This is a genomic window from Rahnella inusitata, assembly GCF_018288855.1.
GTDB lineage: Bacteria > Pseudomonadota > Gammaproteobacteria > Enterobacterales > Enterobacteriaceae > Rahnella > Rahnella inusitata.
Genome location: NZ_CP065024.1, coordinates 3,015,330 through 3,031,659, shown reverse-complemented (window position 1 = coordinate 3,031,659; position 16,330 = coordinate 3,015,330). Strand labels below are relative to the sequence as shown.

At 52.7% G+C, this 16,330-nt stretch carries 16 protein-coding genes; 9 read left to right on the top strand and 7 right to left on the bottom strand.

Annotated elements, in window-relative coordinates; translation table 11 throughout:
• The first annotated feature begins 224 nt into the window (after positions 1 to 224).
• The gene (locus I2123_RS14150) at positions 225 to 1,238 is read left to right on the top strand and encodes an alpha/beta fold hydrolase (RefSeq protein ID WP_213050789.1); all 1,014 of its coding nucleotides are present in this window, start codon (positions 225 to 227) and stop codon (positions 1,236 to 1,238) included.
• A gap of 79 nt (positions 1,239 to 1,317) precedes the next feature.
• On the opposite strand, the gene I2123_RS14145 is transcribed toward I2123_RS14150, so the two are convergent.
• Positions 1,318 to 1,824 (bottom strand): phenolic acid decarboxylase, encoded by a 507-nt coding sequence (locus tag I2123_RS14145; RefSeq protein WP_213050788.1) that lies wholly within the window; start codon positions 1,822 to 1,824, stop codon positions 1,318 to 1,320.
• Positions 1,825 to 1,984: 160 nt separating this feature from the next.
• Between I2123_RS14145 and I2123_RS14140 the strand changes: the two genes are divergently transcribed.
• Complete coding sequence (locus I2123_RS14140; RefSeq protein ID WP_112165056.1) at positions 1,985 to 2,881, top strand: LysR family transcriptional regulator; 897 nt, start codon at positions 1,985 to 1,987, stop codon at positions 2,879 to 2,881.
• 24 nt (positions 2,882 to 2,905) lie between these two features.
• On the opposite strand, the gene I2123_RS14135 is transcribed toward I2123_RS14140, so the two are convergent.
• Positions 2,906 to 4,534, bottom strand: a complete 1,629-nt coding sequence (locus tag I2123_RS14135) for a phosphoethanolamine transferase (RefSeq protein ID WP_213050787.1) — start codon at positions 4,532 to 4,534, stop codon at positions 2,906 to 2,908.
• Between the two features lie 384 nt (positions 4,535 to 4,918).
• On the opposite strand from I2123_RS14135, the gene lpxA reads away from it, so the two are divergent.
• Positions 4,919 to 5,710 (top strand): acyl-ACP--UDP-N-acetylglucosamine O-acyltransferase, encoded by a 792-nt coding sequence (gene lpxA, locus I2123_RS14130; protein ID WP_213050786.1) that lies wholly within the window; start codon positions 4,919 to 4,921, stop codon positions 5,708 to 5,710.
• A gap of 26 nt (positions 5,711 to 5,736) precedes the next feature.
• Here lpxA and I2123_RS14125 read toward each other — a convergent pair whose 3' ends face one another.
• The 4 genes from I2123_RS14125 to I2123_RS14110 all read right to left on the bottom strand — a co-directional run bounded on the left by I2123_RS14125 (position 5,737) and on the right by I2123_RS14110 (position 9,413).
• Positions 5,737 to 6,750: a DUF2891 domain-containing protein gene (locus tag I2123_RS14125; protein ID WP_213050785.1), complete on the bottom strand. Its 1,014-nt coding sequence runs from the start codon at positions 6,748 to 6,750 to the stop codon at positions 5,737 to 5,739.
• Positions 6,751 to 6,762: 12 nt separating this feature from the next.
• Complete coding sequence (locus I2123_RS14120) at positions 6,763 to 7,710, bottom strand: DUF979 domain-containing protein (RefSeq protein WP_413534808.1); 948 nt, start codon at positions 7,708 to 7,710, stop codon at positions 6,763 to 6,765.
• Complete coding sequence (locus I2123_RS14115) at positions 7,710 to 8,399, bottom strand: DUF969 domain-containing protein (protein ID WP_112165047.1); 690 nt, start codon at positions 8,397 to 8,399, stop codon at positions 7,710 to 7,712. The genes I2123_RS14120 and I2123_RS14115 overlap by 1 nt, the downstream gene beginning before the upstream one ends.
• A 354-nt stretch (positions 8,400 to 8,753) precedes the next feature.
• A complete protein-coding gene (locus I2123_RS14110) occupies positions 8,754 to 9,413 on the bottom strand; it encodes an epoxyqueuosine reductase QueH (protein ID WP_213050784.1) in 660 nt (219 codons plus the stop codon).
• 187 nt (positions 9,414 to 9,600) lie between these two features.
• Here I2123_RS14110 and I2123_RS14105 point away from each other — a divergent pair, with 187 nt between their 5' ends.
• The 6 genes from I2123_RS14105 to dsrB all read left to right on the top strand — a co-directional run bounded on the left by I2123_RS14105 (position 9,601) and on the right by dsrB (position 14,487).
• Positions 9,601 to 10,611, top strand: a complete 1,011-nt coding sequence (locus tag I2123_RS14105; protein WP_112165045.1) for an AI-2E family transporter — start codon at positions 9,601 to 9,603, stop codon at positions 10,609 to 10,611.
• A gap of 216 nt (positions 10,612 to 10,827) precedes the next feature.
• Positions 10,828 to 11,886, top strand: a complete 1,059-nt coding sequence (locus I2123_RS14100; protein WP_112165043.1) for an NAD(P)-dependent alcohol dehydrogenase — start codon at positions 10,828 to 10,830, stop codon at positions 11,884 to 11,886.
• Between the two features lie 166 nt (positions 11,887 to 12,052).
• Positions 12,053 to 12,397 carry a hypothetical protein gene (locus I2123_RS14095; protein ID WP_112165041.1) on the top strand — a complete coding sequence of 115 codons (345 nt, stop codon included), beginning with the start codon at positions 12,053 to 12,055 and terminating at the stop codon, positions 12,395 to 12,397.
• Positions 12,398 to 12,655: 258 nt separating this feature from the next.
• On the top strand, positions 12,656 to 13,444 hold the full coding sequence (locus I2123_RS14090) for an ion transporter (RefSeq protein WP_244207835.1): 789 nt from the start codon (positions 12,656 to 12,658) through the stop codon (positions 13,442 to 13,444).
• 298 nt (positions 13,445 to 13,742) lie between these two features.
• Complete coding sequence (gene cspE / locus I2123_RS14085; RefSeq protein ID WP_013575246.1) at positions 13,743 to 13,952, top strand: transcription antiterminator/RNA stability regulator CspE; 210 nt, start codon at positions 13,743 to 13,745, stop codon at positions 13,950 to 13,952.
• A gap of 337 nt (positions 13,953 to 14,289) precedes the next feature.
• A complete protein-coding gene (dsrB, locus tag I2123_RS14080; protein ID WP_112165037.1) occupies positions 14,290 to 14,487 on the top strand; it encodes a protein DsrB in 198 nt (65 codons plus the stop codon).
• A 98-nt stretch (positions 14,488 to 14,585) separates the two neighbouring features.
• Here the strand turns inward: dsrB and I2123_RS14075 are convergent, their stop codons facing one another.
• Positions 14,586 to 16,280 (bottom strand): methyl-accepting chemotaxis protein, encoded by a 1,695-nt coding sequence (locus I2123_RS14075; RefSeq protein ID WP_213050783.1) that lies wholly within the window; start codon positions 16,278 to 16,280, stop codon positions 14,586 to 14,588.
• Between the last annotated feature and the right edge of the window lie 50 nt (positions 16,281 to 16,330).

The window sequence follows — 16,330 nt, the reverse complement described above, 5'->3', positions numbered from 1 at the left end:
AGAAGTATCCACCAGTAAGAATTTGTGAAGGCTGACTCTCTTTAATATAACGCATAACGGGTGGAGTCTGCTGGAAAGGTGACGGGATGAAGCGGGAATTTTTTTCGTTATGTGCCTGAAGCCCAAACCGAAAAATCACTTTGTGCGGTTTCAGTTTGCAGGGTCGCCTAAAGTTTGTAGCATAAGCCTTTACGCCTGTCAGACAACAACACCAGGACGACCCCATGCTTCCCCGCCTTAAACTGCTTTTGTGTGCCGCTGCTTTATCCCTTTGCGCGACCGGCTCTGCGCTGGCCGCCGATGCGCCGTCCTACGGGCCGCAGTTGCAGGGTTTTGATTATCCGTTTCCGCTAAAACAGTTCTCCTTTACCTCCCAGGGTGCGCCGTTGCAGATGGGATATCTGGATGTTTCGCCGGTGGGCCGCAAGAACGGCCAGACGGTGGTGCTGATGCACGGTAAAAATTTCTGTGCCGCCACCTGGGGCGACACCATTTCGGCGCTGGCCGGGAAAGGCTATCGTGTGATTGCTCCCGATCAGGTCGGTTTTTGCTCATCGACTAAACCCAGCCATTATCAGTACAGTTTCCAGCAGCTGGCTATCAACACTCATGAACTGCTCAAAAGCCTGAAGATCACCAAAGCGGTGCTTGTCGGCCATTCGACCGGCGGGATGTTAGCGACGCGCTACAGCCTGATGTTCCCGGCGGAGGTGTCGAAGCTGGTGATGGTGAATCCGATAGGGCTGGAAGACTGGAAAGCCAAGGGTGTGCCGTACCGTACCGTCGATCAGTGGTATGACCGCGAGCTGAAAACCTCGGCAGAAAGTATCAAACAGTACGAGCTGAAAACCTACTACGTGAACAAGTGGAAACCGGAATATGACCGCTGGGTGGATATGCTGGCAGGTCTGAACAACGGGCCGGGGCATAAACTGGTGGCGTGGAACTCGGCACTGATTTACGACATGATCTTCACCCAGCCGGTCGTTTACGAATTCAAGAACCTCAGGGTGCCGACCACGCTGATGATCGGCACCGCTGATACCACGGCGATCGGCAGCGACATTGCACCGGCGGCCGTGAAAGCTAAAATCGGCCATTATAATGTGCTGGGCAAACAGGCAGCGAAGCTGATCCCGCATGCGAAGTTGATTGAATTTAAAGGGCTGGGCCATGCGCCGCAGATGGAAGAACCGGAGAAATTTAACGCCGCATTGCTGAAAACCCTGGCGAAATGAGGTTTGCCACACCATGAAAAAAACCGCAGCTTCTGAGGGCTGCGGTTTTTTTTCATCTGCATTTTGTCGTTATCAGTGATTAACGCAGATTATCCGGGAAATTAGCCGGTAACTCGCTGGCTGCGCAGGCGATCACGGTATCGTTATCTGCACCGCAGTCACGGACGAAAGTGATGGTGGCGAATTCGTCGATCACTTCAGTCGGATACGCCGGGCCTGTGTCGCGATAAGCATTCATCAGCGGAATATGGTCGTTCTGGAAGCAAACGGTTTTTTCCGGATTGTTGATCACCCAGCGCGGGAAGAAGATGGTGCCGTGGAAAACGTTATCGCCCAGATTCACAATCAGGCTGACGTCGGTGCCGGTCGGCTCGGTCCACGAAATTTTATACACATCAGATGCCACGCGGACGATGTAGGCTTTCTGGTCTTTCACCCAACGGTTACCCACCAGGCCGCTGTGAATGCGGTAATCCAGAGTTTCGCCGTTTTTCACATAGATTTCATAGTTCCAGCCATTGTCGTAGGTATACACCACATGTTTGCCAACGAAACCGCTCAGGTCATGTTTATCAAAGTTGCTCATGGTCATTCTCCTCAATGTGTTCGGGATGAAACATTTCGTTTCGATGGGAGAATAATACGCCGCAAAAAGTTGATAAAAAAACGCTGATATCCGATAAAAATAATCGGATAAATAGATGTATTATGCGCTGAGTGAACGGCTTTTAGAAAAGGATAAGAGTATGGCGCTGCCAAGAACCACGCTGGAACAATGGGTTGTGCTGCAAACGGTAATTGAGCAGGGGAGTTTTGCACAGGCGGCGACTGCGCTGAACCGGAGTCAGTCATCGGTAAGCTATGCGTTAAGCGGATTGCAGGAGCGCCTCGGCTTGCCGCTGCTGGAAATCACCGGGCGCAAAGCTTTGCTGACCGAGCAAGGGCGCGCGTTGCTGGCGCAGGCGTCGCCGCTGATCTCTGCATTTTTGCAACTGGAACATCGTGCCGCCGGGCTGCGGGGTGGCGTGCGCACTGAGCTGAGTCTGGTGGTCGACAGCGTGTTCCCGAAAGACCGATTATTCCGCGCGTTAAAAGCATTTCAGCAGCAGTTTCCTGACACGCAGGTGCACCTGACGGAAATCCTGCGCGGCGAAAGCATTGAGCAATTAAATGAACGATCAGCGGATTTGTACATCACTACGCTGGCTCCTGAAAATGCCATTCACGGGCGTTTTCTCCTGGACGTGGATTTCGTACCGGTGGCGAAAAGCGATCACCCGCTGTTTCAGTTGCCCGCGCCACTTTCAGCCGAAGATCTGGCGCGCTTCCCGTTGATTTCTGTGGCTGACCGGCGTTCGCAGCGCACGGAGAATCGCGCCACCGGCCAGGCGGCGAACTGGACATTCACCACGGTGGCCGCGGCGATGGAGGCCATTTCGGTCGGTGTCGGGTACGGCTGGCTGCCGCTGGGAAGTATCGAAAAAGTGCTGGAAAGCGGCGTGCTCAGTCGCCTGATGCTGGCGGCGAGAACCGTGCGGCAAACAGCGCTGTATATGGTGACGGATAAAGAATCGCAAAACTTTGATCAGACGATCGGCGCACTTTCACAGTGCATTCTGGCGGAGTGTGAAGTGCTGCCCTGAATTTCAGGGCAGCCACCGTTCATTTTACGGCTTTTTACAGGCAGCGAGGATATCCAGCTGCGGGTCGCGCTCGCTGGTTTGCACGTTCATCGCGCTCAGTACGGTGTGGAACAGGTTATCCTGCGACACATCATTCTTCGCCGCATTCGCTTTCAGGCAAGACATATCGATCCCCTGCGCCTTTGCATAACCGTCGGACAGCCAGAACAGCATCGGCACGTGCGTCTGCTGCGCCGGAGCGACGCTGTACGGCGTACCGTGCAGATACAGACCGTTTTCGCCCAGCGATTCACCGTGGTCGGAAAGATAAATCACCGCCACATTGTACTTATCCTGATACTGCTTCGCCTTTTCAATCACCTGCGATACCACGTAATCGGTGTAGCGCAGGGTATTGTCGTAGGTATTCACCAGCTGTTCCTGCGTGCAGTTTTCGATGTCACTGCGCGGGCAGTCCGGGGTGAACTGACGGAACTCCGGCGGATAGCGTTTTGAATAGGTCGGGCCGTGGCTGCCGATTAAATGCAGGCCGATCAGCGTATTTTTACCGTCGGACTTAATGTCATCGTCGATATTTTGCAGCAACGCCATGTCGTAGCAGGTATCGCCATCGCAATATTTACCGTCTTTTTTGGTGTCGATGATGACGTTCGGCACGCGGTCGCAGACGCCTTTGCAACCTTCGTCATTGTCTTTCCAGAACACCGACACCCCGGCTTTATGCAAAATATCCAGCAGGCCTTCGCTGTTGCGCGCACGGTTGGCGTCATAATTGGTGCGTTTCATGTTGGAGAACATGCAGGGCACCGAAATCGCCGTTGCAGTGCCACAGGAAGTCATGTGGTTGAAGAACACCACGTCCGGCGTAGCCTGAGTGTATTCGTTGGTCGGTTTAGCGTAACCGTTTGATGACTGGTTCTGTGCGCGGGCGGTTTCGCCGATCACCAGGAATACCAGATTCGGTTTCTCACCGGATTTCTGCACCAGTTTTGCATCGTTACCGATGCTCTGGAACGGCATCTTTTTGGTGAAATAGCGATGATTCATATACTGGAACGCGCTGTAGAGATAGTTGGTCGGCACGATTTCCAGATTCAGGGTGCGGTTGTTGCGCCCGACTGAGGCGTAATCTTTGTAGAACACCCCGGCGAGGGAAGCAACGATCGCCAGTGACACGATCATTGAGACCAGCCGCACGCCCAGGCGGCGCAGAGGTGTTTTTTCGTAACTGACCGGTGTGAGGAACAGCAGGACAGCCGGTAATAAGCCGGTGAAGATAAACCACAGCACCACCTGCAAATTAAGATAAGACGTCGCTTCCGCTGATTGCGTCTCCAAAATGTTTTCGATCATCCCGCGATCGAACACCACCTGATAGGTCATCATCGCGAAGCTGGCGATCGCGCTGACCGGCAAAATAATGATGAAGAAGGGTTTAAGCAACGGACGGAAACTGAAAGGGGTGAACACAAAGTTCAGGGCGAAGAAAAGTACCACCGGAATGGTCAGCGCAAACGCCAGGTTATAGGCAGGCAGCGCATGCAAAATGCGATAAAAATGGAGCAAAATTGGCAGGTTGACGACAAAGGTGAAATACAAACTGAGCAACAAAGTCAGCCTAAAGTAGCTGATCTTCGGACATAAATAGCGCAATGAGAACTCCCAAAAAACTGAAGGTTGCTGGCGTTACCGGCGTGAAACCATAACGCCTGTAAATGAATTGTCGTGAATCATAATATTGCTAGCTTAAGAAAGCCTTAATAGAAGTGTCACAAATGATTCACAGCTCTCATTTTTAAGAAAGGTTCAGAAAATAAATAAAATATAGTTGGCTGGGTTTACGCCCCTGAACCCTTATGCTGGGCGGCATAGCAGGAGAGTTGCGTGAAAAGTAATCCGCCTGTTTATAGCTTTCTGAGTGCACCTCCCGACTCATTCTGATCTTCCCGCTGATTAATCCAGATTCGGTTTAATTTACTACTGACGTTTACGGCGTTCGGCTTTTGCACGCAGAGCGGTTGTCAGAAGGATTTTGCGTTGATTTCATCTTCGGCCACAATTGCGGCCAGCAGTATCATTGAACCCGGTGTCATTATCGGCCCGCACGTTGTTGTCGGGCCTTTCTGCTTTATCTCTGCGGGCGTGCGGATCGGAGAAGGCACCGTCATTGCCTCGCACGTCGTCATTAATGGCAATACCACTCTCGGTCGCGAGAACCGAATTGGCATGGGCTCGTCAGTCGGCGAAATCAGTCAGGATTTGAAGTACGACGGTGAACCGGCTCGCCTCGAAATCGGAGACGGAAATGACATTGGCCGTCACTCAACGTTGCACCGTGGCACGGCGCAGGGCGGCAGCGTCACGCGGATTGGCAATCAGAATATCTTTCAGGCAGGGGTGCACATCGGGCATGACTGTCAGGTGGGGGATCACACCACCATGGGCGATCACAGCGGGCTGGCCGGTCACGTCACGCTGGGAGATTATTCTCAGCTCGGCGCACTGTGCGCGGTGCATCAGTTTTGCATCGTCGGTACCGGGTCACGCCTGCTGGACAACACCTGCGTAGTGCAGGACGTTCCGCCTTATGTGCTGGCGAACGGTAACCGCGCGGTTCCGCTGGGGATTAATGAACGTGCGCAAGCCTTTGCCAGGGCAACTGCCGACGAACAGCGGGTGATCCACCATTTGTATGATTTGCTTTATCACCAGCAGGAGCCGGTAGACGTGGTGAAACTGGAGATTGAACGGCTCAGCGTGGAATATCCGATGCTGCGCCAGTTCAATGATTTCTTTACCCGCTCGACGCGGGGCATTATTCGCGGTTGATTCGAAATACGCCCCGCACCGAAACGTCAGGCTTCCAACGCCAGCAGAGCGAAGGTCGCCAGCCAGTGTTCGCCCATGTAATCGCTGTCGAGATGTTCCAGCGCGCTGTGCAGGTGCGCATGCGCCGCATTGCGCAGGCATGTGGCTCGCGGGTCACCGGCGGGTAACGCCGAGGCCAGCGATCGCTGGCACCAGGCGCGGCTGAGGTTCAGCCCGTCCAGATGACCAATTTTGCCGTCGCTGCGGTCAGTGACGGTGGCAGGCGTGAACAGCGTCGCGGGCTGGTTCTGTGCCAGATCCGGCAGGAAATGCCCGAACCACGTCACAAACTCTTCCCCCGGCAGCACGCGACGCATCAGCTCCGCTTCCATCAGCGAGGGTGATAAAAACTCATCACCGCCCGGTTCCCACGCCTGACAATTTTTGTCATCAAGATGCCAGCGCAGCGCCGTTTCTTTAATCAGCTCACTCAAAGACTCATGCTTCACGCAGCGGGCGTAATCAAGCGTCAGCGCCAGTGCAAACGCGGTGTTGAAGTGGCTGCCGACGCGCAGAGGATAGGTCGCCTTTGGCAGAAAAGCGGTAAAGCTTTCTTCGAAGAAGCGGGTCATCGGCGCGAGATTTCTTGCCCAAACAGCGGCCTGCGGTAGCGCCATTTCATGGAGTTGCTGCGTCAGTGCTAAAAACCATGCCCAGCCGTAAGGCCGCTCGAAGCCTGCGTGTTGCGGCTGTTGCAGATAAGCCATTTCACCTGCAACGTTCTCTGCGGTGAAATGTTCACCAACCATCGCAATAATCTTCTCTGCTTGCGGCAGGTCCGGGAATTTATTCAGCAAGCGCAGCAACAGCCAGTAGCCGTGTACGCAGGAGTGCCAGTCATAGCTACCGTAGAAAATCGGATGCAGCTGTCGCGGCGTTTGAGCGTCGGCGGCGCTGCTCATGGCGTGCATAAGTTTATTTGGAAACTCACGCGTTAAATGATTCAGCGCCAGCGAGGCAAAACGTGACGCCATCTCTGGCGTCAGTTGCGTTGTCGTCATCGTCTTTCCTTATCAGAAGCGGAACACAAAGAAGTACATGAACGCCGTATTCACCAGCAACAGCAGCACGCCGGTTTTCCACTGCGCCTTGATCACGCCGTTTTTATCCTGCAATTCGAGCAGAGCGGCGGGGACGATATTGAAGTTTGCCGCCATCGGCGTCATCAGCGTGCCGCAGAAACCGCACAACATACCGATAGCGCCCATGATTGCCGGGTTACCGCCCAGTTGATTAACGATAAGCGGCAGGCCGATACCGGCAGTCATCACCGGGAACGCGGCAAACCCGTTACCCATGATCATGGTAAAGAGCGCCATACCGAAGGTGTACGCCACCACAATCGCCAGCGGGGAGCCAAGAGGGATAATGTTTTTAACCAAATCTGCCACCACGCCGCCGACGCCAGCCATCGCAAACAGCGCACCCAGCGCGGCAAGCATTTGTGGCAGGATTGCCGCCCAGCCGACAGTATCCATCGTCTGTCCACCGGCTTTAATGGCTTTCACCGGCGAATCGCGCAGCATAATCAGTGCGGCAAAAAAGGCCACCAGCGTGCCGATCACCAGAGAAATCAGCGTAACGTTTTTGGCTTCTACGAAAGGCGTGTATTTCAGGGTCAGCGTGCCAATCAGCGTCACAACCGGGATCAGCAGGGCCGGGATAAACAGCTTGTTGCGAAAACGTCGGGCGCCCGCTTCGCGTTTTTCAATCATTTCTGGCTGTTCGCTGTCGGTTTTGCCTTTACCCAGTTTGCCGGTACCGGCAATCACTGCCAGCAGGATCGCCAGACAGCCGGTCACAAAGTGCGGTAACTCGCCGCCAAACAGGAAGGTCACGCCGTAAACGCCCCAGAACAGCGCGTTCACATAACGGCGGGAATTGCTTTTATCGCGCAGATTGAAGAAGGCATAGGCGCAGAACATCAGGCCTGCGAGGATATACACTGACTGAAGGTTGATCATTTCGCCGCGCTCCCGTGTTGGCTGTCAAAACGTTTAGCCAGCGAGCGGTCAAGCAGCCATAAACGGATAAAGTGAATAATCAGCGCCGCGATTGCGGTTGGGATCGCCCATACCGACAGGTGCAGCGGCTCGACGTCGATACCGTACTGCGCGAGGAAACCTTTGATAAGCAGGATGGACTGCACGGCGATAAAGATGTCTTCGCCAAAGAATACCGCCACGTTGTCCGCTGCGGCCGAGTGGGCGCGGATCTTCTGGCGCACATCATTGGGCAAATCACCGTACTTAGTGGTCGCGGCGGCTTCGGCCATCGGGGCGATCAGCGGACGAACCATCTGCGCATGACCGCCCAGCGAGTTCAGCCCCAGCGCAGCGGTCATCTGGCGCAGGAAGAAATAGAGCATCAGAATTCGGCCTGTCGTCGCAACGTGAATTTTGGAGATCAGGTGTTTCGCCTGTTCTCTCAGGCCGTTGCGCTCGAGTAACGCGATAACCGGTAATGTCAGCCAGATAAGCCCCATGTAGCGGTTTTCGGTAAATGCTTTGCCGAATGCACTGATGATTTCAATGGTCTGCATACCTCCGGCCAGTCCGGTCGAAATCCCGGCCACGGTCACCACCAGCAACGGATTAAACCGCAGTGCAAATCCCAGCACGACGATTGGAATACCAATTAACACCCACATATGACTACCCCTGAACGAATGAATACGATGTTGTGTTTTTTGTTTTAAGTGCGGTTCAATGCGAAATACACCGGAAATAACGGTGGGTTATTTCTTATAGCGATTTCGCATAAATAAAACCGAGAGGCGGAAAGTAACAAGCGTTTTGCACGAACGCAAGATGCAAAGGCAGGGGAACCATAGGAAATTATTCTGCACACGGCCCGTTTTGTTATTGGACAAAATAGTCAGCTGGCTGTGAATTATCAGGCAGCGAAATTGACGGGAGAAATGCGGTATTATCAGAATAATTAACCCGACAACACAGCGCGGGTTAATTAAAAATGAGCAGGAGGAAGAGTATGCGCAGTAAGATTATTCGTCGTCTTCATCGCCGTAATATTTCACGCCGAGTTTGATCAGATCCCGTCCTTGCGATTTACGATGCAAATTGCTGTCACGCAGAGAATAGACGCAGCCGCAGTATTCCTGCTGGTAAAAGCGTTCACGCTTACTTATCTCCACCATCCGCGCTGCGCCGCCTTTTTTACGCCAGTTGTAATCCCAGTACACCATGCCAGGATAGGGCGCAGCGGCACGTTCGCCACAGCCGTTAATCTGCTGCATATCTTTCCAGCGCGAAATACCCAGAGAACTGGAAATAGCACTGAAACCCTGTTCCCACGCATAAAGCGCGGTACGCTCGAAACGCATATCAAAACACATGGTGCAGCGGATACCACGCTCAGGTTCATTTTCCATTCCTCGCGCGCGTTCAAACCAATTATCAGTGTCGTAATCTGCATCAATAAACGGAATGCCATGTTGTTCGGCAAACCGCATATTTTCTTCTTTGCGCAGCACATATTCTTTTTGCGGATGAATATTCGGATTGTAGAAGAATATCGTGTATTCGATCCCGGATGCCTGAATAGCTTCCATCACCTCTCCCGAACAGGGCGCACAGCAGGAATGCAGTAACAGCCGGTCATGCCCTTTTGGCAGGGACAGTTTTTCACGAAGTAATTCAGACATCATATTCACCCGGTTTTCAGATTTTCTTTATTCAATACATTACCCAGGATGATAGAAGACCTCGCCGTTGTGTCAAAATTTTCTTAAGCGTTTCCGAACGCACGCCGTTGCGCTGCAAGGTTAGGTGCTATGATAACTGCCACATTGAGGGCGAGGCCCGGGACACGTTGGTTTAAGGATGCAGGCAATGCAAATTATGAGATCGAATCACATTCGCTGGCTCAGTTTGTTGATTGTGATGGGCGGGCTGTTGTTGATTCTTCCTCTTCATTTACTGGCGTGTTTTATCGCCGGTTTTGTGGTGTACGAGCTGGTGAATGCCCTGACGCCACACTTTCAGAAAATCATCAGCGGCGAACGGGCGCGCTGGGTCGTGGTGGCGTTTATTAGCACCGTGGTGGTCAGCTGCTTGATCATCTTTGTTGCAGGCATCGCGGATTTCCTGATGGAAGACATGAAAAACCCGGTGGCGTTTAACGCGATGGTGTCGCGGCTGCTGACCGATGCGCAGAGCCGGTTATCGCCGGTATTACTGCATTATTTACCGGCTAACATCGAAGAGTTACAGCGCACCTTCCTGCAATGGCTGCGTGAGCACATCGTGATGATTCAGACGTTCGGAAAAAATGCCGCACACGTGTTTGTCACCATGCTGATCGGTATGATTCTGGGTGCGATTATTTCACTTCAGCGCCACACTAAGGGCGAACATCATGCGCCGCTGAAAAAAGAGCTGTTGGATAGGGTGAACTTACTGAGCGCTGCGTTCCGTAATGTGGTGTTCGCACAGTTCCAGATTTCGCTTATCAATACCGTGTTGTCGGGCGTATTCCTGTTTGGCATTCTGCCACTGTTTGGCATCCATCTGCCGCTGGCGAAAACGCTGGTCGCGCTGACCTTTGTCTGTGGTCTGCTGCCGGTGGTGGGTAATCTGATTTCCAATACGCTGATTTTCATCGTCGGGCTTTCGCTGTCGCTGTGGGTGGGTGCGCTGGTGCTGGGTTATCTGATAATCATTCATAAAGTGGAATACTTCCTCAATGCCCGCATCGTGGGCAGCCGCATTAAGGCAAAATCCTGGGAAGTGTTGCTGGCAATGGTGGTGTTCGAGGCGGCGTTTGGGATACCGGGCGTGGTTGCGGCACCTATCTATTACGCTTACCTGAAAAGCGAACTGAAAGACGCCGGTTTGATCTAATCCTTTCCACAGCTCTTCTCAAAAAATGGCGCTGCCAGACGGCGGCGCCAGCGTCTGGCTATCGGATTGTCCTGATTTAAAACTCCTGAAAAAAACAGATTCAGGCAAGTAATGGCGAGGATCGTTATATTTGTTCTTCGCCTGAACGCGTCATACTTCTGCGGTGCCTGCCTTTTGCAGTGCGCAAGTATTCCGTCAGCCCTTCAGGAGAAATAAATGACTCTTAACGTTCGTGGTTTCGCTGCACTTTCAGCGGATGCGCCTCTTGCGCCTCATAATTTTGTTCGCCGTGACCCGCGTGATACCGACGTTGTGATCGACATTTTGTACTGCGGCGTGTGCCACTCAGATATCCACCAGGCGCGCAACGAATGGCACCAAAGTATCTATCCGATGGTGCCGGGACACGAAATTATTGGCCGCGTGAAGCAGGTCGGTGCGAAAGTCAGCAACTTTAAAGTCGGCGAGTTTGTCGGTGTCGGTTGTATGGTCGATTCTTGTCAGCACTGTGAGTCCTGCGCGGAAAGCCTGGAACAGTACTGCGAAGAAGGCGCAACCATGACCTATAACAGCTACGATCGTCATGACAACATGATGACCTACGGCGGTTATTCCGAACAAATCGTGGTCGCAGAAAAATTCGTTCTGCACGTTTCCGAAAAACTGGACATTAAATCCGCCGCACCGCTGCTGTGTGCCGGTATCACGACCTTCTCTCCGCTGAAACACTGGAAGGTCGGCAAAGGCCATAAAGTGGCCGTTGTCGGTCTGGGCGGTCTTGGCCATATGGGTCTGAAATTTGCCAAAGCGCTGGGTGCAGACGTGACATTGTTCACCCGCTCGAAAGGCAAAGAGCAGGAAGCTTACCGTCTTGGCGCTGACCACGTAGTGCTGTCTACCGATGAAGAGCAAATGGCGGCCGTGAAAAGCCACTTTGACTTTATTCTCGACACCGTGCCAAACGCACATGACCTGAACCCGTATCTGGATACCCTGAAACGCGATGGTACCCACATTCTGGTCGGTCTGATCGAACCAATCGAACCTGCGCTGCACAGCGGCAAACTGGTGATGGGCCGCAAAACCGTTGCCGGCTCCCTGATTGGCGGTATCGCTGAGACTCAGGAAATGCTGGATTTCTGCGCTGAGCATGGCATCACCTGTGACGTGGAAATGATCGACATGCAGGACATTAACGGCGCTTACGAACGTATGCTGAAAAGCGACGTGAAATACCGCTTTGTTGTTGACATGGCTTCACTGAAAAACGCTTAACCCCCTGATCTTGGTTAAATAGCGACCTAATGCGCCTGCCAGCTCGCGGAGCAATCCTCACCGGCAGGCGCATTGTGGCGAAATTTGAGCATAACTTCTTTCTGTGGCTTCTCGGCTTGTAACGGCAGTGGTATCCTGCTGCCTTTCGCACGGCGAAGGAAAACCAGTGGCTAAGAGTTTTGATGAACTCATCAGAGATATGGATCTGATGATTGAACATGTGGACAGCCTGAAAAGCCTGCCTCCGCGGGCTGCAGAGCCAAGTTCGAGGGCGGCTGAGAAACCGGCATACGACTCCTTTGGCGAGATTTTTGCGCTGAAGGCGGTGATGCGCGCCTTTATCTCGTCCGTCGATACCATTGTAAAAGTGCAAATTGCGAAGAAAGTTGAGCAGGACATCGGTCATCTGGAAAACACCGTGCGATCTATTGGCGGGGGAAGTGCCAATGCCGAAGACGTTGCGCAAATCACCGCTTATGTGCGCAACGCCGTCTCTGAATTAATGGATTAACCGCGCGCGTCATCGCGTCAGCGAACAAATAAATTCTGCAACTTTCTGCCAATAAACGCCGATCACCTTGAGTGACCGGCGTTTTTTTTGGTTGAAAGGGTGAGGTCGGGCGATAGGCGCACGGGCGAAAAGCGTTTATTCTTCGCCTATTATTCATTGCTGGCGTTTCTTATGGCCCAGGACTATCGCTTTTTCGCGGCAACCCGCCGCCGATGTTTTGCCCTTTTGTTTGAACACCGCACCCGCAGCGGCCGACGGATGGAAACATTCTGGATCGCCGCCTCGTTACTGAGCGTCGTGGTATTGTTTTTCGAATCCAGCGCGAGCGATCTCTTTCCCAATACGCCGGACATCCTCTGGCGCTTCGGTTTGCTCGAGCTCGGCTTCACCGCGCTGTTTAGCGTGGAGTACGTGTTACGGGTGTTGTGTTCCCCCCGTAAAACGCATTATCCGGTGAGCTTCTTCGGCATTATCGATCTCTGCACTGTTTTACCGATGTACATCTTATGGATGATGCCGTCACTGGCCGGTGCTACCGATCTGGTGGTTCTGGTGCGATTGCTGAGGGTTCTGCGCGTACTGCGCGTGCTGAAACTCCTGCGCTATATGAATGATGCCGGTATCCTTTGGCGCAGCCTGATGCGCGCGCGGCGCAAGCTGAGCATCTTCTTCGGGTTTGTGGCGATCATTCTTTGCCTGTTCGGCGGGCTGATGTTTGCGGTGGAAGAGGGCAAGGATGGCTTTACGTCGCTGGGCGCGTCGGTGTACTGGGCAGTGGTCACGCTGACCACGGTGGGTTACGGCGATATCACTCCGCATACGGCGACGGGCAGAATGCTGGCTTCTATTCTCATTTTGTTGGGCTATTCCATCATTGCCGTACCGACCGGAATTTTGACGGCTTATATGTCACAAGAGTTGGAAAAGGGGCGGGCGGCCCGTTCTTGTCAGAATTGTCTGCATTCCGGGCATGAATCTGATGCAAAATTTTGTGCGCACTGCGGCGCAGTTCTTGATTCAGATAGATCTCAACCTGTTGATAAATAGACCTATAGTTGCTCAATGATTGTACTGACTGGTTCATAAAAAGACTATTTTTCGGCTTTCCCTCGACATTGCGTTAAAAAGAGTTGCTATTAAATGGCAGTCATGAGTAAATACGTCTCGGCCTGTGGTACAGACCTATTTATGCACGACATCCTGAGTAAAGTTGTTCCAATTTAAAGCGTTATCCATGATAACCCTGCTCTGACGAATTTCCTTCTTAGTGCCTCCATAAGTAACGACTGAAATCCGGCTATAACATGCCCATGGTGGCGAAATTTATTTTTAAAAGGTAATTCTTATGTCAATGATGAAAGGTCAGGTTAAGTGGTTTAACGAGTCTAAAGGCTTTGGCTTCATCACTCCTGCTGACGGCAGCAAAGATGTGTTCGTACACTTCTCCGCTATCCAGGATCAAGGTTTCAAGACCCTGGCTGAAGGCCAGAACGTACAGTTCACTATCGAGAACGGTGCTAAAGGTCCGTCTGCGGCTAACGTTACCGCTATCTAATTTTGCTTCCTCACTGTTTCAGTGATAAAGCAAGATGACAAAAACCCGCTCATGCGGGTTTTTTTACGTCTGTCGTTTGTGCAAAGGGCAAAAAAATGCCCGCAACGTGGCGGGCAAAAATATTTCTTATGACATTCATTACGTACTCCCTCGGGGGTGAGCACGCTGAGATTATAAAAGAAATAACCGTCAGGATTCTGGCGCTAAATAGTTAAGAAATTGAAAATGAGTTTTCCTGCGTTATCTTCGGGTTTTTTACCCGCTTTCACCTCCCACCGTGCTTTTCTCCGGCAGTCTGTACTACAATAAAGACAATTGAAAACCATGGGATAACCTGATGAAAGTTAATGATCTTGTCACAGTAAAAACAGACGGCGGCCCGCGTCGCGAAGGTAAAGTACTTGCTGTAGAAGAGTTTTACGAAGGTGTGATGTATCTGGTCGCGCTGGAAGATTATCCGGCAGGTATCTGGTTCTTCAATGAAGGCGATACTAAAGACGGAACCTTCGTCGTACCGCGAGACAGCGAAGCCTGAATCTCGCCGTAGTTATCACTTCCATAAAAAAAACACCGGAGCCATCGCTGCCGGTGTTTTTTTGTCTGGTGTTCAGTAAAGCGAATTGCCGTCAAAAATCAGAAGGTTTCCCAGTTCTGCTCGGCGTGGGTGCCTTTGTCTGAACGTGCAGCGCCCGGCAGGACGCGTGCAGCGGGTACACGATGTACCGCCGGACGCTGTGCAGTATCAATCTTAAACACTGCAACCGCCTGCGTCAGGCGTGCTGCCTGCTCTTCCAGAGACGCGGCGGCGGCAGAAGCTTCCTGCACCAGCGAGGCATTTTGCTGCGTGACGCCATCCATTTCAGACACCGCCAGGCTAACCTGACTGATCCCCCGGCTTTGCTCATCGGATGCCGAGGCGATTTCGCCCATAATGTCGGTGACATGGCTGACCGCCGTCACAATTTCAGACATCGTGGTGCCTGCATCGCCGACCAGAATGCTGCCTTCGCCAACAAAATCCACCGATTCTTCGATCAGTGATTCGATCTCTTTGGCTGCCTGTGCGCTGCGTTGTGCCAGATTACGCACTTCGCTGGCGACTACCGCAAATCCACGACCCTGCTCACCGGCGCGGGCGGCTTCTACCGCAGCATTCAGCGCCAGAATGTTGGTCTGGAAGGCAATACTGTTGATAACATTGGTGATTTCGGCAATTTTGGTCGAGCTGCGGGAAATGTTTTCCATGGTGCTGACCACGTTGGCGACGATTTCTCCGCCTTTCTGCGCTTTATTCGACGCTGCCGCCGCCAGTTTGCTGGCGTGATGGGCGTTTTCGGAGTTTTGTTTCACCGTAGCGGTGAGCTGCTCCATGCTGGCGGCGGTTTCTTCCAGCGCGGCAGCCTGCTGCTCGGTACGTGAGGAAAGGTCGGTGTTACCAGAGGCTATTTCGGTCGAGCCCTGATAAATCGACACCGCGCCTTCGCGTACGGTCAGCACGGTGCTGGCCAGCGAATGCTGCATGTGATCGACATTGCTGCTTAGCACGCCGATTTCATTCCGTCCGTTGTTCTGCGCAGGTTGTGTGAGATCGCCTTCGGCTATCTTCTGGATACGCACCACCAGACGGTTCAGCGGATTGATGATCACTTTACGCATCACCAGATAGGTGATGAACGTCAGCACCAGTGCCAGAAGGAAAGCGCCGCCCATCAGGGCATAACCCAGCGTGGCATCATGCTGTGCTTTATCGTTGATTTTATTGGCGGTTTCGGTGCGGTAAGCAATCGCAGCCAACAGCGGAATATTATTGGCCAGATCCAGCTCACGCACGGTTTCTGCTTCCTGAGAAATCACTTCCTCAAAATGCGCCTGCTGCGCGGAAGCCATCATCGGTTCCATACCCTGCGTCATGTACGCGACGTAAGATTTTTTCAACGGTTCATCGAGCGCCAGATCGGTGGCATTTTTGCCCGGACGGTTGATGTAAGTATCAAAAGCCGTCTGCGATTGTTTAAGACGGCTGGCGGCGTCGGTGAGGTTCTTTTTGAAGACGTCCTGATCGCCGACGCGCGCGGCCGCAGCCGCCTGAATCAATAACAAACGCGCTGTGCGCAGGTGATTGGAACTGTTCGACAGCGCCAGACGGATTTGCAACTCCTGCGTGGCATTGGATAACGCCGCGTTACTTTGTTTGAGGAAGAAACTGGAGGTGCCGATGGAAACGGCAAACAGGAACAGGATCCCCACCAAAATCTGGCTGATCAGAGTGATGAGGCGAATATTGCTGATAAAAGAGGTTCTGGTATTTAAATTTAAAGGAGTATCCATTTTTTTCCGCTCTGTTAATCCTGTTCACCGGCGGTAGAAAGTCGGTGAGT